This window comes from Phenylobacterium sp. (genome assembly GCF_037189685.1).
GTDB lineage: Bacteria > Pseudomonadota > Alphaproteobacteria > Caulobacterales > Caulobacteraceae > Phenylobacterium.
This window is the reverse complement of record NZ_JBBCIT010000016.1, coordinates 77,076-94,610: the sequence shown is the minus strand read 5'-3', so window position 1 is coordinate 94,610 and position 17,535 is coordinate 77,076. Positions and strand designations below refer to the sequence as shown.

The following is a 17,535-nucleotide window of genomic DNA, read 5'->3' as shown; positions in this document are numbered from 1 at the left end:
GGTGTCCGCATGGCGGACGCCGGGACTGTCATCCAGAGATTGAAGACGCGCAGCGAGTTCCTCGCCTGCGCCCAGGCCCCCTTTTTCGCGAAGGGGGCCGTCGTCGTGCAGGCGCGTCCGCGGGACGACGGCGATCCGATGATCCGCATCGGCTTCACCGCCACCCGGCGCATCGGAGGCGCGGTCGAGCGCAACCGCGCCAAGCGACGCCTGCGCGAGGCCGCCCGCCTGATCGTGCCGCAGCACGGCGCCCCCGGCGTGGACTATGTGCTGATCGCGCGCGGCGGGACCATCGGTCGCCCCTGGCCCCGTTTGCTTGACGATGTGAAAACCGCGCTGATAAGGCTCGGCGCCGACCGCGCGGCCCCCCACCAGCAGACCTCAGCGCCGCCCCCTCCCGCCGACGGAAGCCCCGCGTCCCGCCCATGAGAGACGACAACACCCGCAACACGATCATCTTCTTCGTGTGCGCGGCCCTGCTGCTCCTGGTCTACCAGGTGTTCATCATCGACCCGCAGGCGCGCCGTCAGGCCGAGGAGCGGGCGCGCCAGGCGCCGGCCGCGGCGTCGGCGCCCGTCGCCGGCCCGGCTGCGCCGGCCGTGCCCCAGGCGGTGACGCGCGAGGCCGCGGTCACCGCATCGCCCCGCGTGCCGATCGCCACCCCCTATCTGAAGGGTTCGCTGTCGCTGCGCGGCGCCCGGATCGACGATCTGTACCTGCTCATGCACCGCCAGACCCTGGCGAAGGACTCGCCGCCGGTGGAGCTGTTCCGGCCCGAGGGGACCCAGTACGCATGGTTCGCCGACATGGGCTGGACGGGAGCCAACGTTCATGGCCTGCCGGGGCCGCAGACCGTCTGGACCCTGGCCCAGGGCTCGACCCTGGCGCCCGGCCAGCCCGTGACGCTCACCTACACCAACGGCCAGGGGCTGACGTTCACCCGCGTCCTCGCCGTGGACGACAAGTACATGTTCACCGTCACCGACACCGTGGCCAATACCACAGGCCAGCCGGTCACGCTGGCGCCGTACGGGTCGGTGCAGCGCCAGGGCGTTCCGCCCACGCTGGGCCGCAACGGCGTGGTCCACGAAGGCGGCATGGGGTGGATCGAGAAGCGCCGGCCGCTGAAGTACGCCAAATGGCAGAAGGACGGCTCCAGCCCGACCTACACGGCCCAGGGCGGATGGATCGGCATCACCGACCACTACTGGCTGGCGGCCATGATCCCGGCCCAGAACCAGGAGGTCCAGGGCCAGTACCGGCTGACCCGCGCGCCGGGCGTCAACGTGCTCGACGCCAATTTCGTGGGCCAGGCCCAGGCGATCGCGCCGGGCCGCCAGATCACCGTCTCGACCCACATCTTCGCCGGCGCCAAGAACGCGCCGATCCTGCGCGACTACCAGGACACGCTGAAGGTGGCGCATCTGGACGAGGCCATCGACTGGGGGATGCTCTGGTTCCTGACGCGGCCCGTCTACGACTTCCTCTCGTGGCTCTACGGCCATGTCGGCAACTTCGGCGTCGCCATCCTGATCCTGACGATCGTGGTCCGCCTCGTCTTCTTCCCGCTCGCCAACAAGCAGTACGAGGCGATGACGAAGATGAAGAAGGTGCAGCCGGCGATGACCGAGCTGCGCACGAAGTACAAGGACGACCCGCAGAAGCAGCAGCAGGAGCTCCTGGCCCTCTACCAGAAGGAAAAGGTGAACCCGCTCGCGGGCTGCCTGCCGATCTTCCTGCAGATCCCGGTCTTCTTCGCCCTCTTCAAGGTGCTCCAGCTCGCCATCGACATGCGGCACGCGCCGTTTGTGGGCTACATCAAGGACCTCTCGGCGCCCGACCCCACGACCGTCTTCAACCTGTTCGGCCTGATCCCCTGGGACCCGGGCGCGCTGCCGATGATCGGCAGCCTGTTCGCCTATGGAACGCCGCCGGGCTTCCTGCACATCGGCGTGCTGCCGATCCTCTACGGCTTCACGACCTGGCTCACGACGTCGATGAATCCGCCGGCGCCGGACCCGATCCAGCAACGGATCTTCCAGCTCATGCCGATCCTGTTCACCTTCATCCTGGCCCAGTTCGCGATCGGCCTCCTCGTCTACTACACGTGGTCGAACATCCTGACCGTGGCGCAGCAGTACGTGATCATGCGCCGGTTCAAGGTGGACAATCCGATCGATCAGATCATCCGCCGTCTGCAGGGCAAGCCGAAGGAGGCCGGGTGACCGGCCCCGCCGCCCCGGAGTCCGCGTTCGACGCCGAGGCCCTCGAGGCGGCGCGGGTCTTCTTCGCCCACCCCGTCACGTTCCTGATGGGCGCCGTCCGTATGGACGGCCTGCCGCCCGCCGACCTTCCCGAAGTGGCCTTCGCCGGCCGGTCCAATGTGGGCAAGAGTTCGCTCATCAACGCCGTCACCGGGCGGACGCACCTGGCGCGGGCCTCCACCGCGCCCGGCCGGACGCGCGAGATCAACTTCTTCGTCGCCGACGACGCCCTGCGCCTCGTCGACCTGCCGGGATACGGCTTCGCCAAGGTCAGCCGGGGCGAGAAGAACAAGTTCCAGAACCTCGGCCGCGCCTACCTGCGCGGCCGGCCGAACCTGAAGCGCGCCTACCTGCTCATCGACAGCCGGCACGGCGTGAAGGACCTGGACCTCGAGGCGATGGAGGCCTTCGACCTCGCCGCGGTCAGCTATCAGATCGTGCTGACCAAGGTCGACAAGCTGCGGGGCCGCGACCTGGAGCAGGTCCACGCCGAGACCACCCGCAAGATCGCTCGCCGCCCGGCCGCCTTCCCGCGCGTCCTGGCCACATCGTCCGAGAAGGGCGCGGGCATTCCCGAACTCCGCGCCGAGATCCTGGCGGCCTGCGCCGCGTAGCCTGACCCAGCGTAATCACGCTAAGCGGCGGCCCTCTCCAAGGAGCCCGCCCGATGATCGACACCGCCGCCCGCCCCGTCTTCGACGAGGAACTGAACCTGTTCCGCGATCAGGTCCGGAAGTTCTACGAGCGCGCGCTCCTGCCCCATCTCGACCGCTGGGAGGAAGACGGGATCATCGACCGCGACTTCTGGCTGGCCTGCGGCGAGGCGGGAATCCTGTGCCCCACGGCGCCGGCCGAATATGGCGGGCTGGGGCTCGACTTCCGCTACAACGCCGTGATCTCGGAAGAGCTGTTCTATGCGGGCTCGTCGGCCGGGATCACGCTCCAGTCGGACATCGTCGCCGACTACATCGCCAACTACGGCTCGGAAGCGCAGAAGCTGGAATGGCTTCCGAAGATGGTCTCGGGCGAGGCCATCACCGCCATCGCCATGACCGAACCCGGCACGGGCTCGGATCTTCAGGCGGTCCGCACCACGGCGATCCGCGACGGCGACCACTATGTGGTCAACGGCTCGAAGACCTACATCACCAACGGCCAGAACGCCGACCTCGTCATCGTCGTGGCCAAGACCGATCCGACCCAGGGCGCCAAGGGGATCTCCCTGATCCTCGTGGAAGCGACGCGGGAGGGTTTCAAGCGCGGCCGCAACCTGGACAAGGTGGGCCAGAACTCGGCCGACACCTCGGAGCTGTTCTTCGAGGACGTCCGCGTTCCCGTCGAGAACCGGCTGGGGGACGAGGGTAGGGGCTTCTCGTACCTGATGAACCAGCTCCCGCAGGAGCGCCTGGGCATCGCGCTCCAGGCCCAGGCCGGCGCCCAGCGCGCCTTCGACGAAGGCGTGAAGTTCACCAAGGAGCGCAAGGCGTTCGGCCAGACCGTCTTCGACTTCCAGAACACCCGTTTCACCCTGGCCGGGCTGAAGGCGAAGCTCCAGGCCGGGTGGGCGCACCTCGACTGGGCCATTGCGCGCCATCTGGAAGGGAAGCTGACCGCGGCCGAGGCCTCGGCCGCCAAGCTGTTCCACACCGAACTGCAATGGGAGGTCTGCGACGCCGCCCTGCAGCTTCACGGCGGCGCCGGCTACATGAACGAGTACCTGATCGCCCGGCTGTGGCGGGACGCCCGCGTCCAGCGCATCTATGGCGGCACCTCCGAGATCATGAAGGAAGTGGTGTCGCGCACCCTCTGAACGGCCGTTGCGTCGAACAGGCGTTGCGTCGGACGCCCGACGCAACAAGCGCGGCCGTTCGCGCGTTCATCCCAGGTTCCAGCTTCGGAGACCCCAGGGCCATGAGCGAAGGGAGCGTCGCTTCGCGACGTGCGGCCGTCGACGCCAAGGCGGCGGGGCGGGGCAATCGCCTGCTGTCGACGCTCGCGCCGCGTGACTTCGACGTCCTGGCTCCGCATCTGGAACGGGTCAAGCTGCCGCGCGGAAGGGTCCTGTTCGAGCCCGGCGACGAGGTGGAGACGACCTATTTCCTCCTGCACCGCACGATGGTGTCGCTGCTGATCGTCACCCGCGACGGCGACGAGGTGGAAGCCGCCACCATCGGCCGCGAGGGCGCGGTGGGCGGCATCGTGAGCGAGGGGAGCAAGCCCGCCTTCGGTCGCGCCGTCGTGCAGATTCCCGGCGAGGCCTACGCCGTGCCGACCCGTCATCTGGAGGCGGCCAAGGAAGGATCCGTGCGCTTCGGCGACCTCTTCGCCCGCTACGCCGACGCCCTGCTTGCCCAGATCATGCAGTCGGTGGCGTGCAATGCGCTGCACGCGGTCGAGGCCCGTTGCTGCCGCTGGCTGCTGGCGGCCCACGACCGGGCCGGAGACGGCACGATCCACCTGACCCAGCAGGCCCTGGCCGGGATGCTGGGTGTCCAGCGCACCACGGTGACGGCGGTGACGCGGGCGCTTCAGGACCGCGGGCTGATCCGGACGCGTCGCGGGGGCGTCGAAGTGATCGACCGCCCCGGCCTCGAACGCGCCGCCTGTGAATGCTATGCGGCGGTCGACTCCCATTTCGAGCGACTGTTGCCCGAGGTGGCGATCTAGGCTGCATCCGACCGGCGCCCGCGACGGCCGCAGCCGGGTGACAGGGGCGCCCTCGTCCGCTATCGGGACGCCGCAGGTTCGAGGGCGATGAATTGAGCGACGAGACGGAAGCGCAGGGCTGGGCCACCGCGAAGACCCTGGCCGAGGCGCTGCCCTACATCCAGATCTATGACCGCGAGACGGTGGTCATCAAATACGGCGGCCACGCCATGGGCGAGGAGGCGGTCGCACGGCTGTTCGCCACCGACGTCGTCCTGCTCAAGATGCTGGGCATCAACCCCGTGGTGGTCCACGGCGGCGGGCCGCAGATCTCGGCCATGCTGGAGCGGGCCGGCGTCAAATCCACCTTCGTGGACGGCCTGCGCGTCACCGACGCCGCGACCATGGAGATCGCCGAGATGGTGCTCTCGGGCGCCATCAACAAGGAGATCGCGAGCTGGATCACCCAGGCCGGCGCCGAGGCGAAGGTGCGCGGGGTGGGCCTCTCGGGCAAGGACGCGGGCCTGATCACCGTCGAGAAGGTCCGGCGGACCAAGAAGGACCCGGACAGCCAGATCGAGAAGGTGGTCGACCTGGGCTTCGTGGGCGAGCCCAGCGCCATCGACACCACGCTGCTGGAAGACCTGATCACCTCGCAGGACGACTACATTCCCGTGGTCGCCCCCATCGGCGTCTCGGCCGAGGGCCAGACCTACAACATCAACGCCGACACGGTGGCCGGGGCGCTGGCGGGCGCGCTGGAGGCCAAGCGGATGCTGCTGCTGACCGATGTGCCGGGCGTGCTGGACAGGAACGGCGACCTGATCCGCGAGCTGACGGTCGCCCAGGCGCGCCAGGCCATCGCCGACGGCGTCGCCACCGGCGGCATGATCCCCAAGCTGGAGACCGCCATCGCCGCGGCGGAATCGGGCGTCGAGGCCGTGGTCATCCTCGACGGCCGCCGTCCGCACGCCATGCTGGTCGAACTCTTCACCGAGTTCGGCGCGGGCACCCTGATCCGGCGATGACCGCCGACCTCGCCCACGTCGACACCTGGCTGTTCGACCTGGACAACACGCTCTACCCGGCCGAGTCCGGCTTCATGGCCGAGATCACCAGCCGGATGACCGACTTCGTGCAGAAGGCCACGGGCCTGCCGCGCGACGAGGCTTTCGCCCTCCAGAAGGCCTATCTGGCCGAACACGGGCTGACGCTGAAGGGCATGATGCTGAACCACGGCGTCGACCCGGCCGAGTTCCACGCCATCTTCCACGACATGTCCCTGGAGGCCCTGGCCCACGACCCGGACCTGCTGGCGGGTTTGGCGCGACTGCCGGGGCGGCGGTTGATCTTCACCAACGCCGACGACGTCCACGCCCGGCGCGTGCTGGCGCGGCTGGAACTGACCGGCCTGTTCGACGACGTCTTCCACATCGCCTCCTCCGGCTACGAGCCCAAGCCCAGCCCGCGGGCGTTCCAGGCCATCGGCGCGGCGCACGCCATCGACCCCGTCGCCACGGCGTTCTTCGAGGACTCCGAGCGCAACCTCGCCCCCGCTGCGGACCTGGGGATGACCACCGTTCTGGTCGGCGCCTGGGCGCCCCGGTCCACCGCACCCTTCGTCCACCATCGCACCGAGAAGCTCGCGCCCTTCCTGACGGGCGCGCGCCTGAGAGAGGCCCTCTGATGTCCGAAGACCTGAAGTCCGTGATCGAAGCCGCATGGGCGGCGCGCGACACGATCAACACCGCCACCACCGGCCGGGTGCGCGACGCCGTCTTCGAGACCCTGGAGCAGCTGGACGCCGGCCGCCTGCGCGTCGCCGAACGCGGGGCGGACGGAACCTGGACGACCCATCAGTGGGCCAAGCAGGCGATCCTGCTGTCGTTCCGCCTCTCGCCCAACCGCGTGATGGAGGCCGACGTCCCGGGGCCGTTCTGGGACAAGGTCCCGGGCAAGTTCGCCGGCTGGGACGCCGCCCGTTTCGAGGCCGCGGGGTTCCGGGCCGTCCCCGGCGCCGTGGTCCGCAAGGGGGCCTTCGTGAACAAGGGCGTGGTCCTGATGCCGTCGTTCGTCAACATCGGCGCCTATGTGGACGAGGGCACGATGGTCGACACCTGGGCCACGGTCGGTTCGTGCGCCCAGATCGGCAGGAACGTCCACATCTCGGGCGGCGCGGGCATCGGCGGCGTGCTGGAGCCGCTCCAGGCCAATCCCACCATCATCGAGGACAACTGTTTCATCGGCGCCCGCGCCGAGGTGGCCGAGGGCGTGATCGTGCGCGAGGGCTCGGTGCTCTCGATGGGCACATTCATCACTGCGACCACCCCGATCATCGACCGCCGTACGGGCGAGACCTTCACCGGCGAGGTGCCGCCGTACTCGGTGGTGGTCTCGGGCAACCGGCCGAATCCCGTCGACCCTGGCCTGCCCTCGACCTACTGCGCAGTGATCATGAAGCGGGTGGACGAGCGCACGCGCAGCAAGACCAGCATCAACGAGCTGCTGCGGGATTGAGGACGGATTCGCGGGCCTCTCAGCCGCGAAGGCGCGCCAGCGCCGAGAGGATTCAACCGCGGAAAACGCGGAAAGGCGGACGTGCAGCAGGCACGGCCCCTTCCGCGCTCTTCCGCGTTTTCCGCGGTTCTCTCTTCAGGCCTGCGGCGCAGGCAGCCGCGGGAGACGGGCCGGCGCTTCCCTCAGTCCTCCGGATACGGCGTCCCGTCGCGGCGCCGGTAGCCGTCGGGGCCGGCGACCATGTCGATGTCGGGATAGTCGCATTCGTCGATGTCCGGCCGGCGCGAGCCCACTTCGAGGTAGACGGCGTCGCGGCCCGAGCGGTTCTGGAGGTGGTGGCCGTTGGCCTCGCCGGCTTTCCAGCCGGCGCAGTCGCCCGCGCGCAGAATGTGGTCGCCGTCGTTCTCGACCAGGACGACCTCGCCCTCCAGGACCCAGACGAACTCGTCCTCGGCGGTGTGCCAATGCCGCTGGCTGGACCACTTGCCGGGCGGCAGGCGGACAAGGTTCACGCCGAAATCGGCGAGGCCCGTGGCGTCTCCAAGCTTGCGCCAGGTAGGGCCGAGGCAGATGTCCCTGAACGGATGCGGATAGCTGCAACCCGAGCGGACCTCCAGGGCGCCGATGTCGATCTTGGCCATGATCCCCTCGCTTGTCCTCTCATTGCTAGGTAGATCGACGGCATGCCTGCCGCCATAGACGCCGTCGAACTCACCCGCGACCTGATCCGCCGTCCCTCCGTCACCCCCGCCGACGCCGGGGCGATGGACGTGGTGGAGCAGACCCTGGCCCGGTTGGGCTTCGCCTGCCGGCGGATGCGGTTCGGCGAGATCGAGAACCTCTACGCCCGCTACGGAACGGCTTCGCCCAATCTCTGCTTCGCCGGCCACACCGACGTGGTTCCCGTGGGCGACGCCGCCGCCTGGACCAGGGACGCCTTCGCCGCCGAGGTCGCCGACGGGGTGCTGATCGGGCGCGGCGCCGTCGACATGAAGAGCGCCATCGCCGCCTTCGCCGCCGCCGCCGCCGAGGCCATCGCGTCGGGCCAGGTGACCGGTTCGCTCTCGTTCCTCATCACCGGCGACGAGGAGGGCGTGGCCACCGACGGCACCGTGAAGGTCGTCGAGGCCCTGAAGGCCGAGGGCGAGGCCATCGACCACTGCATCGTGGGCGAGCCCACCTCGGCCGAGACCTTCGGCGACATGGTCAAGGTGGGCCGCCGCGGCTCGATCAACGCCGAGATCGTGGTGGAGGGCGTCCAGGGCCACGTGGCCTATCCGCATCGCGCCGCCAACCCGGCCCGGCCGCTGATCAGGATGCTGACGGCGCTGCAGGACCGCAAGCTGGACGACGGCTATCCCGAGTTCCAGCCCTCGAACCTGGAAGTCACCCTGATCGAGATGCCGAATACGGCGACGAACGTGATCCCCGCCGTGGCGCGGGCCCGGCTCAACATCCGCTTCAACCCCAACCATACGGGCCGTCAACTCGCCGACTGGTTCGACCTGGAGGCCTGGCGCGCCGCGGCCGGTTTCCCGGGCAAAGTCACGGTCACTTCTCAGATCAGCGGCGAGGCCTTCCTGACCGAGCGCGGCGGGTTCACCGATCTGGTGGCCCAGGCCGTGGCCGACGTCACGGGCCATGCGCCCGAACTCTCCACCTCGGGCGGCACCTCGGACGCGCGCTTCATCCGGGCGCTGTGCCCGGTGATCGAGGTGGGCCTGGTGGGCAAGACCATGCACCAGGTGGACGAGCGCGCGCCGGTGGAGGAGATCCGCACCCTCCAGCGCGTCTATTCGCGCATCATCGCCCGGTATTTCGGCTGAGCCGCCGCATCCTGCGCCGCCGTCTCCACTGAAGCGCGAGGCGAACACCCGGCTCAGGGGAATCCATTGCGTGACGCGGACGGGATGCCGCTATAGCCAAGCTCGCCCGGGGGCGGGTGAGTGGATGCGACGGGGCAGGCGAATGCGTTTCAAGCTGGCGGCGATGGTGGGGGCGGCCCTCGTGTGCGCGCCCCTCGTGTGCGCGGCGGGCTCGGCCCAGGCGGCGGGCGTCCCGGCCGACGGCCTGCAGGCCATGCGCGAGCTGAACATCATCGTGCTCGGCGACATGGACGCCAACCACAGCATCGAGGGCAAGGTCTACGTGGGCGGCAAGCTCACCGGGAACAACGGCATCTTCGGAACAGGCAACACCCAGCAGGGCCTGACGCCGTCGGATCGGGTCACGCTGACCGTCGGCGGCGACGCCACGGTGAGCAACCTTCACATCAACGCGGGCTCGAACGGCGGTGACGGCGCGATCGGCCCGGCCGGCGCCACGATCGGCGGCTCGGTCTCCACCATGAACCTCAACGCCCAGAACGCCACGGTGCAGGTGGGCGGTACGATCGCCAACACCAACGGCTCGACCGGATCCAGCATCCAGGCGGGCGGGGCCCAGTCCGGCTACCTGAACGGCAACGGCGCGACGGTGCAGACCAATCTCGGGTCGACCTTCACCCAAGGGCTCACCGACACGCTGACGGCCGAGACGAACAGGCTCGAGATCGACCTGAAGGCGCTTTCCGCGGCGCTCAGCGTCATCACCCTGGACGACAACCTCAGCTCGATCACGATGGGCGGGCAGGGTCCGATCTTCAACGTGGTGGACAGCGGCGCGGGCTTCGCCCTCTTCGACATCGACGCCAGCCTGCTGTCGTCGAACGAGCTGAACTTCAACGTCTTCGGTTCGCCGATGCCGATCATCATCAACGTGCGCGGGACCAGCGCGACCTGGATGATGAATGCGGTGGGCGGCTACAACGCCGCGCTCAATCCCTGGATCATCTGGAACTTCGTCGACGCCACCAGTCTCAGCATCGACCGGATGATGCACGGCTCGGTCCTGGCCCCCTACGCCACGGTCACCAACACGGGCCGTATCGAAGGTTCGCTGGTCGCCGCGGCGTTCAATCAGGGCGCACAGGTCCACCTGGGCGCCTTCAAGGGGCCGGACTTCCTGACCACCGCGGTCCCCGAACCGGCGACCTGGGCCATGATGATCATGGGCTTCGGCGCCGTAGGCGCCCTGGTCCGACGCCGGCGCGCGGCCTTCGCCTGACCGGCGCCGGCCGCCAGCCTACCGGTTCCCGCCGATCAGGTCGCCCAGACCCCCCAGCACCGAGCCCTCGCCCCGGTTCTGACCGCCATAGCTTCCGGCCGCCGCCAGCATGCGGCCGGCCAGGCGCGAGAAGGGCAGCGACTGGATCCATACCGTCCCGGGGCCGGTGAGGCGTGCGAAGAACAGGCCCTCGCCGCCGAACAGCATGCTCTTGACCCCGCCCGCCTTCACCAGGTCGAAGTCGACGCCGGCCGTGAAGGCCGCCACGCAGCCGGTGTCGACGTGCAGGGATTCGCCGGCCTTCAGTTCACGCTCGACCAGGGCGCCGCCCATCTGGACGAACACCCAGCCGTCGCCCTCCAGCTTCTGCATGATGAAGCCTTCGCCGCCGAACAGGCCGGTCATGATGCGCTGCTGGAAGTGGACCCCGATCGACACGCCCTTGGCGGCGGCCAGGAAGCTGTCCTTCTGGCAGATGAGCGTCCCGCCCACCTGATCCAGCTTGATCGGCAGGATCGAGCCCGGCGTGGGCGAACCGAAGGCCACCTTGGCCTTGCCGCCGCCCTGATGTGTGAAGACGGTGGTGAACAGGCTCTCGCCGGTGACCAGCCGCTTGCCGGCGCCCAGCAGCTTGCCCATGAAGCCGGCGTCGCCGGCCGAGCCGTCGCCGAAGACGGTGGTCATCTGGACGCTGGCGTCCTTCCAGACGAAGGCCCCGGCCTCGGCCACCGCGCTCTCTCCCGGATCCAGCTCGATCTCGAGGAACTGGAGTTCCTGGCCCTTGATCTCGAAATCGATGTCGTCGGCGACGCCGGCGCTGCGGTGGTGGTGGGTCCAGGGACCTTGCGACATGTGGGGCTCCGTTGGGGTCTGGCCGCCTCATAGGGCCGCCCGCGCCTCAGCGGAAGGCGTCGACCACCTCGCCGGCCCAGGCCTTCAACGCGTCCTTGTTCTCCAGCGGCGTGTCGCCGTTGCGGACGAGGATCAGGTCCAGGTCGGGCGCCAGGATCGTGTACTGGCCGGCATAGCCGTTGGCCGAGAACGAGCCCGGCCCGCCCACGCCCAGCCACCAGTGCGCGCCGTACGCGCCCTCGGCCGTCCCGGGCGGCTGCGGCGTCGGCGTGCGCGCATAGTCGACCCAGCCCTCGGGCAGCAGGCGGCGGCCTTCCCACACGCCGTCGCGCAGGTAGAGCAGTCCGAAGCGGGCGAAGTCGCGCGGCGTGCAGAAGCAGTAGGACGAGCCGATGAACGTCCCGGCGGCGTCGAACTTGGGGACCGGGCTCGTCATTCCCAGCGGTCCGAAGAGGCGCGCCTGCATGAAGCCGGCGATGTTTCCGTCCGCCGCCGCCCCGGCCAGCCGGGCGACGATGTTGGTGGTCCCGCTGGCATAGCTCCAGAACGACCCGGGCGGATGGATCGGCGGCTGGCCGGCGGCGTAGGCGGCGACGTCGCCCTTGCCGGCGTTGAACAGCATCTCGATCACGTCCGAGACGTGGCCGGGCGCATAGTCCTCCACGAACTTCAGGCCGCTGGACATCCGGAGGAGGTGGTCGAGCGTGATCGCTGCGCGCGGGTCGCCCCCGCCCCGCCACTCGGGAACCGCCGCCGGCGCGTGGATGTCCAGCCGCCCGTCGCCGACCAGCAGGCCGACCAGGGCGTGGGTGATGCTCTTGGCCTTGGACCACGACGGCTGGGTGTCGTCGGGGCCGAAGCCTTCGCCGTAGCGTTCGAAGACCACCCGCCCGCCCTGGACCAGCAACAGGGCGTGGGTCTTCCCGAGCCGCCCGACGGGGGCGTCGAACGCCTCGGCCGTGAGGGCGTCGAACCGCGCCCGGTCCAGCGCCCCGGGCAGTTCGCCCACGGGCCAGGCGCGGGTGGGCCATGGGACGTCGGCAGGCTGGACGGGCAGGGGCGGCAGGCTCATGCGGCCAAGCTAAGGGCCTCTCCGGCTCCGGCGCAACGTCCTCAGTAGGTCACGCCGGTCAGGTACAGCCCCTCGGCCGGCGCCACGGGGCCACAGGCGCGGCGGTCCCTGGCCTCCAGCGCGGCCTGCACGTCGGCCGCCGTCCAGCGGCCCACGCCCACCTCGGCCAGGGTGCCGGCCATCGAACGCACCTGCCGGTGCAGGAACGAACGGCTGGCGAACACCAGCAGGACCTCGTCGCCCTCGCGGCGCACGTCGGCCACGTCCAGGGTCTTCATCGGCGACTTCGCCTGGCAGGCCAGGTCGCGGAAGGTGGTGAAGTCGTGGTGGCCCACCAGCGCCCGGGCCGCGGCGTGCATGGCCGTCGCGTCCAATGGCTTCTTGACGTGCCAGACGCGCCCCTGGTCCAGCGCCGGCGGCGCCATGCGGTTGAGGATGCGGTAGCGGTAGCGTCGCCCTGTGGCCGAGAAGCGGCTGTGCCAGTCGTCCGCCACGACCTGCGCCTCGATCACCGCGATGGGTTCGGGGACCAGATGCGCGTTCAATGCGTTGCGCACCGTCTCGGCGGGCCAGTCCCTGGCGAGGTCGATGTGGATGACCTGTCCCGTGGCGTGGACGCCGGTGTCGGTGCGCCCCGCCGCGTGGACCCGCAGGGTCTCGCCACAGAAGGCCTGGATGGCCCGTTCCAGCGCGCCCTGCACCGAGGGCAGCCCGGCCTGGGCCTGGAACCCGTGGTAGGGGCGGCCGTCGTACTCGACGAGGAGGCGGTAGCGGGGCATCAGCCAAGCCTCGTCCCGGCCGGCACGGGCTGCCCGCGCAGGAAGGTTTCGGCGTCCTGTGGCCCCCTGCCTTCGCGCTGTACGCGCAGGAGCCTCACGGCGCCGTCGCCGGCGGCCACCAGGAGCCGGTCGTCCAGCGTCACGCCCGGCGGGGCGCCGGCGTCCCCGTCCACCGCCTCGAACCGCGAGAGGAGCGCCTTCACCCGCGCCGGCCCCTTCGCGGTCGGCAGTTCGAACCAGGCGCCCGGAAACGGCGACAGGCCGCGGATCTTGTGGTCCAGGGCGCGGCCGTCCTTCGCCCAGTCCAGGCGCGCGATCCCGGGGCCGATCTTGCGGGCGTAGGTGACGCCGTCCGTGGCCTGCGGCCGGGCCACGGCGACACCGGCCTCGATGTCGGCCAGGGCGCGGACGATCAGGTCGGCGCCGGCCACGGCCAGCCGGTCGTGCAGGTCGCCGGCCGTGTCCAGCGGGCCGATCCGCACCGTGGCGGTCGCCAGCACGGGACCTTCGTCCAGGCCTTCGGTCATCCGCATGACCTGGACGCCCGTGACCGGGTCGCCGGCCATGATCGCCCGCTGGATCGGCGCGGCCCCCCGCCAGCGCGGCAGCAGCGAGGCGTGCACGTTGTACGAGCCCAGGCGCGGCCCCTCCAGCACCTCGGCCGGCAGGATCTGGCCGAAGGCCACGACGACCGCGGCGTCGAGGTCGAGGGCGCGAAAGGCGGCGATCGCCTCGGGGTCGCGCATGGAGGCGGGCGTGCGGACGGGGATGCCGCGGGCCTCTGCGAAGGCGTGGACCGGCGAGGGGCGGAGCTCGTGGCCTCGGCCCCGCGGCGCCGGCGGTTGCGAATAGACGCACGCCACGTCATGGTCGGCCGCCACGATGGCGGCGAGCGCCTGTACGGCGAAGTCGGGTGTGCCGAGGAAAGCCAGTCGCATGCCGCGCGTCTTAGCGGCCGATCCGGATCAAGGGAACTTCCCGTCAAGCGTGGCCGTTATGGCGAAAGAGTCGAAGGGAGCCTTACTCATGAAGATCACCGCCTTGCTCGCGACCGCGGGCGCCGTACTCATGCTTGCCGCCTGCACCCAGGCCGAGCGCCAGGATACCGCCGCCGACGTCAACGCCGCCGCCGAACAGGCCGCCGACGACGCCAAGGCCGTGGGTGCGGATATCAAGGACGCCGCCGCCGACGCGGGCACGGAAATCAAGGACGCGGCCAGTGGCGCGGGCGCCGCGGCCAAGGACGCCGCGAGTGACGCCGTCGCCACCGCGAAGGAAGGCGCCGCCAAGGCCGAGGCCAAGGCGAAGGAAGTGGTCGCCGACGTCAAGCACTAGACAGCGCCTGGTCTGAGCGGGCCCTCTCCCCCTTGTTCATGTTCAGAGCGGGGGAGGGCTACGCCGCCCGGGCCTTCTTGACCTTCTTCACCGCCTGCTCGCGCTTCAGCCGCGACAGATGGTCGATGAACAGCACGCCGTTCAGATGATCCATCTCGTGCTGGATGCACACGGCGTACAGTCCCTCGGCGTCTTCCTCGACCGTCTCGCCCTGGTAGTTCAGGTAGCGCAGCTTCACGCGCGCCGGACGTTCGACCTCGTCATAGAACTCGGGCACCGAGAGGCAGCCCTCCTCGTAGGGCGCGGTGTCGTCCGACGCCCACAGGATCTCGGGGTTCACGAAGAACCGCGGCTGCTTCTCCTCGCCCTCGCGCGCCAGGTCCATGACAATCACCCGCTTCGCCACGCCGATCTGGATGGCGGCCAGGCCGATGCCGGGCGCGTCGTACATCGTCTCCAGCATGTCATCCATCAGCGACCGCAGGTCGTCATCCACCCGTTCGACGGGCGCGGAAACCTGCTTCAGAAGCGGATTCGGGACGGTGATGATCTCGCGCAGAGCCATGTCCGGCAGGTAAGGGCGCTATTCCCGAGCGTCAAGGTCGGAGACTGGCCCGGCGACGCCATGTCGCCGGACGGGCTTCCTACTCTCCGCCGGCGGCCAGCCGCACCGGCGGGACGGGCTCGTCGGCCGAGAGCTTGGCCAGGGGACGCACGGCGGTCTCGACTGGCGAAAGCTCGACCACCTCCTTGCCCTGGTGGTCGACCTTCAGCTCCTCGAAGCGGCGCGCCTGGGTGAGCACCTGGGTCTCCAGCGAGCCCACGAACTGGTTGTAGCGGCCGACCGCCGCCTCCAGCGACTTGCCCACCGCGCCGGCGTGGGCGCCCATCACCGCGATGCGCTTGTAGAGTTCCTTGCCCAGGTCGGCGATGCGCTGGGCGTTGGCCGCCTGCTCCTCGACCCGCCAGCCGTAGGCCACCGCCTTGCAGAGGGCGAACAGCGTCGTGGGCGTGACGATCACCACGCGCCGGTCCATCGCCTCGGTCATCAGGTCGGGCGCGCGGTCCAGCGCCGCCGCGAGCGCCGAGTCCAGGGGCACGAACATGGCCACGAAGTCGGGCGAGGCGTCGAACTGGTCCCAATAGGCCTTGGTCGACAGGCCCTGGATGTGGGCCTTGACGCTCTGGACGTGCCGCAGGCCCGCGGCGTCGCGCGCGAAATCCTCGGTGGCGTCCTGCAACTCGAGGAAGGCGTTCAGCGAGCACTTGGCGTCGATGACGAAGACCCCGCCGCCAGGCAGGCGCACGGTCACGTCCGGCCGCCGTCGGCCCTCCTCGGTGTCGGTCGAGGTCTGCTCGTCGAAGTCGTAGCGGGCCGAGAGCCCCGCCGCCTCCAGCACGTTGCGCAGGGTCTGCTCGCCCCAGCGGCCCTGAACGCCGGCGCCCCGGCGCAGCGCCGCCGACAGCTTGCGCGCTTCGTCCTGGGTCGCCGTGGAGGCGGCCATGAGCTGGGCGATCTGCTGCTTCAGCCCGCCCGAGTCCTCGGCGCGCGCCTTCTCCACGGCGGCGACCTGCGCCTGGAACTTCTGCAGGGTGTCGGCCACCGGCTTGAGCTGCGCCTCCAGGCGGGCCTGGGCGAGTTGTTCGCGGCTGCGCACGGTCTCCTCGTTCCGGCGCAGGATCTCCTCGGCCATGCTCGCCGCCGACTGGGAAAGTTGCGCGCGCAGGGTGTCGCCCTGCTCGCTCAGCAGGCGCAGGCGAAGCTCGGCTTCGGCGGCGCGGGCGCGTTCGCGCGAGGCGGCGGCGCGTTCACGGAACGCCCAGCCCAGGGCGAGGGCGGCGATCACCACGCAGGCGAGGGCCAGCAGGAGAAGTCCGTTCATGCTGCGTTCTTAGCGCGCCGGGTGAGTCGGGACCAGCCGCCCGCGCGGGGTCCGTCAGGCCGGCCGCCGGGCCCGCAGGGCCTGGGCGATGGTGCCGTCGTCCAGCCAGTCCAGTTCGCCGCCCACCGGCACCCCGCGCGCCAGCAGGGTCACGCTCACGTCGGTGCCCGCCAGCCGGTCGGCCAGGTAGTGGGCGGTGGTCTGGCCGTCGACGGTGGCGGGAAGGGCCAGGATCACCTCGCGCACCCCGACCTCGGAGGCCCGGCCCACCAGCGGCCCCACGCGCAAGGCGTCCGGCCCCACGCCGTCCAGCGCCGAGAGGAGGCCGCCCAGGACGTGGTAGCGGCCGCGGAAGGCGCCGCCCCGTTCCATGGCCCATAGCGCGCCGACTTCCTCCACCACGCAGATGAGCGAGGCGTCCCGCGCCCCGTCGGCGCAGATCGCACAGGGATCGGTGGTGTCCAGGCTGCCGCAGGTCGTGCAGGTCTTCACCCGCGCCGCCGCTTCGCCCAGCGCATCGGCCAGCGGCAGGAGAAGCTGCTCGCGCCGCTTGAGCAGGGTCAGGGCCGCCCGCCGGGCCGATCGCGGCCCCAGCCCGGGCAGTCTGGCGAGCAGGCCGATCAGCCGCTCGATCTCGGGTCCGGCGGAGGATGCCAAGGTCAGAACTTCGGCATGCCCGGGATGTTCATGCCCGCCAGCGGCCCGGCGGCTTCGCGCATCACCTCGGCCTGCTTCTCGTCCAGGCGGCGCTTGGCGTCGGCGTGGGCGGCGACGATCAGGTCGGCGACGACCTCGCCCTCGCCGGGCGCCATCAGGCCCTCGTCGATATCGACGCGGGCCAGTTCCCCCGAGCCGCGCAGGGTCACCTTCACCATGCCGCCGCCGGACGTGCCCTCGACCTCGATCGCGGCGATCCGTTCCTGGGCCTCGACCATGCGCTGCTGCATGGCCTGGGCCTGCTTCATGATCGATCCGAGATCCTTCATCACTCACTCCTCATGCGCCGAAGGCGCAATTCTTCGGGAACCACGAAAAACACGAAAGGGGCAGTGTCCTGACAGGCCGCGAAGCGGCGCCTCTCA

20 protein-coding genes are annotated in these 17,535 nt (G+C 70.2%); 11 read left to right on the top strand and 9 right to left on the bottom strand.

The window, feature by feature from the left end; genetic code table 11:
- Positions 1–9 precede the first annotated feature (9 nt).
- From rnpA to dapD, 8 genes are all read left to right on the top strand, one after another.
- Positions 10–429 (top strand): ribonuclease P protein component, encoded by a 420-nt coding sequence (rnpA, locus tag WG212_RS12460; RefSeq protein WP_337187419.1) that lies wholly within the window; start codon positions 10–12, stop codon positions 427–429.
- Positions 426–2,225 (top strand): membrane protein insertase YidC, encoded by a 1,800-nt coding sequence (gene yidC / locus WG212_RS12455; RefSeq protein WP_337187418.1) that lies wholly within the window; start codon positions 426–428, stop codon positions 2,223–2,225. The genes rnpA and yidC overlap by 4 nt, the downstream gene beginning before the upstream one ends.
- An 86-nt stretch (positions 2,226–2,311) precedes the next feature.
- On the top strand, positions 2,312–2,878 hold the full coding sequence (gene yihA / locus WG212_RS12450) for a ribosome biogenesis GTP-binding protein YihA/YsxC (protein WP_337187450.1): 567 nt from the start codon (positions 2,312–2,314) through the stop codon (positions 2,876–2,878).
- 53 nt (positions 2,879–2,931) lie between these two features.
- Entirely contained in the window at positions 2,932–4,074 is a 1,143-nt protein-coding gene (locus WG212_RS12445; RefSeq protein ID WP_337187417.1) for an acyl-CoA dehydrogenase family protein, read from the top strand.
- Positions 4,075–4,175: 101 nt separating this feature from the next.
- Complete coding sequence (locus tag WG212_RS12440; protein WP_337187416.1) at positions 4,176–4,931, top strand: Crp/Fnr family transcriptional regulator; 756 nt, start codon at positions 4,176–4,178, stop codon at positions 4,929–4,931.
- Between the two features lie 92 nt (positions 4,932–5,023).
- Entirely contained in the window at positions 5,024–5,938 is a 915-nt protein-coding gene (argB, locus tag WG212_RS12435; RefSeq protein ID WP_337187415.1) for an acetylglutamate kinase, read from the top strand.
- Positions 5,935–6,597, top strand: coding sequence for a pyrimidine 5'-nucleotidase (locus WG212_RS12430; protein WP_337187414.1), 663 nt, complete (start codon positions 5,935–5,937; stop codon positions 6,595–6,597). The genes argB and WG212_RS12430 overlap by 4 nt, the downstream gene beginning before the upstream one ends.
- Positions 6,597–7,427: a 2,3,4,5-tetrahydropyridine-2,6-dicarboxylate N-succinyltransferase gene (gene dapD, locus WG212_RS12425; RefSeq protein ID WP_337187413.1), complete on the top strand. Its 831-nt coding sequence runs from the start codon at positions 6,597–6,599 to the stop codon at positions 7,425–7,427. The genes WG212_RS12430 and dapD overlap by 1 nt, the downstream gene beginning before the upstream one ends.
- A gap of 182 nt (positions 7,428–7,609) precedes the next feature.
- Here the strand turns inward: dapD and WG212_RS12420 are convergent, their stop codons facing one another.
- Positions 7,610–8,068, bottom strand: coding sequence for a cupin domain-containing protein (locus tag WG212_RS12420; RefSeq protein WP_337187412.1), 459 nt, complete (start codon positions 8,066–8,068; stop codon positions 7,610–7,612).
- Between the two features lie 42 nt (positions 8,069–8,110).
- On the opposite strand from WG212_RS12420, the gene dapE reads away from it, so the two are divergent.
- Together dapE and WG212_RS12410 are read left to right on the top strand one after the other, a co-directional pair.
- A complete protein-coding gene (gene dapE / locus WG212_RS12415; RefSeq protein ID WP_337187411.1) occupies positions 8,111–9,253 on the top strand; it encodes a succinyl-diaminopimelate desuccinylase in 1,143 nt (380 codons plus the stop codon).
- A 142-nt stretch (positions 9,254–9,395) separates the two neighbouring features.
- On the top strand, positions 9,396–10,532 hold the full coding sequence (locus WG212_RS12410; protein ID WP_337187410.1) for a collagen-binding domain-containing protein: 1,137 nt from the start codon (positions 9,396–9,398) through the stop codon (positions 10,530–10,532).
- Between the two features lie 18 nt (positions 10,533–10,550).
- Here the strand turns inward: WG212_RS12410 and WG212_RS12405 are convergent, their stop codons facing one another.
- From WG212_RS12405 to fmt, 4 genes are read right to left on the bottom strand one after another with little or no spacing between them, the layout of a single operon-like run.
- Positions 10,551–11,384 carry a TIGR00266 family protein gene (locus tag WG212_RS12405; RefSeq protein ID WP_337187409.1) on the bottom strand — a complete coding sequence of 278 codons (834 nt, stop codon included), beginning with the start codon at positions 11,382–11,384 and terminating at the stop codon, positions 10,551–10,553.
- A 46-nt stretch (positions 11,385–11,430) separates the two neighbouring features.
- Positions 11,431–12,456, bottom strand: a complete 1,026-nt coding sequence (locus tag WG212_RS12400; protein WP_337187408.1) for a serine hydrolase — start codon at positions 12,454–12,456, stop codon at positions 11,431–11,433.
- Between the two features lie 41 nt (positions 12,457–12,497).
- Positions 12,498–13,235 (bottom strand): tRNA pseudouridine(38-40) synthase TruA, encoded by a 738-nt coding sequence (gene truA, locus WG212_RS12395; protein ID WP_337187407.1) that lies wholly within the window; start codon positions 13,233–13,235, stop codon positions 12,498–12,500.
- Positions 13,235–14,173, bottom strand: a complete 939-nt coding sequence (gene fmt / locus WG212_RS12390; RefSeq protein WP_337187406.1) for a methionyl-tRNA formyltransferase — start codon at positions 14,171–14,173, stop codon at positions 13,235–13,237. The genes truA and fmt overlap by 1 nt, the downstream gene beginning before the upstream one ends.
- 88 nt (positions 14,174–14,261) lie before the next feature.
- Here fmt and WG212_RS12385 point away from each other — a divergent pair, with 88 nt between their 5' ends.
- The gene (locus tag WG212_RS12385; protein ID WP_337187405.1) at positions 14,262–14,570 is read left to right on the top strand and encodes a hypothetical protein; all 309 of its coding nucleotides are present in this window, start codon (positions 14,262–14,264) and stop codon (positions 14,568–14,570) included.
- Between the two features lie 58 nt (positions 14,571–14,628).
- On the opposite strand, the gene def is transcribed toward WG212_RS12385, so the two are convergent.
- The 4 genes from def to WG212_RS12365 form a co-directional block, all read right to left on the bottom strand.
- Positions 14,629–15,135 carry a peptide deformylase gene (gene def, locus WG212_RS12380; RefSeq protein WP_337187404.1) on the bottom strand — a complete coding sequence of 169 codons (507 nt, stop codon included), beginning with the start codon at positions 15,133–15,135 and terminating at the stop codon, positions 14,629–14,631.
- Positions 15,136–15,214: 79 nt separating this feature from the next.
- Entirely contained in the window at positions 15,215–16,453 is a 1,239-nt protein-coding gene (locus WG212_RS12375; protein ID WP_337187403.1) for a DNA recombination protein RmuC, read from the bottom strand.
- A 54-nt stretch (positions 16,454–16,507) separates the two neighbouring features.
- Positions 16,508–17,110, bottom strand: coding sequence for a recombination mediator RecR (recR, locus tag WG212_RS12370; protein WP_337187402.1), 603 nt, complete (start codon positions 17,108–17,110; stop codon positions 16,508–16,510).
- Positions 17,111–17,112: 2 nt separating this feature from the next.
- Positions 17,113–17,439: a YbaB/EbfC family nucleoid-associated protein gene (locus WG212_RS12365; RefSeq protein ID WP_337187401.1), complete on the bottom strand. Its 327-nt coding sequence runs from the start codon at positions 17,437–17,439 to the stop codon at positions 17,113–17,115.
- Positions 17,440–17,535 lie beyond the last annotated feature (96 nt).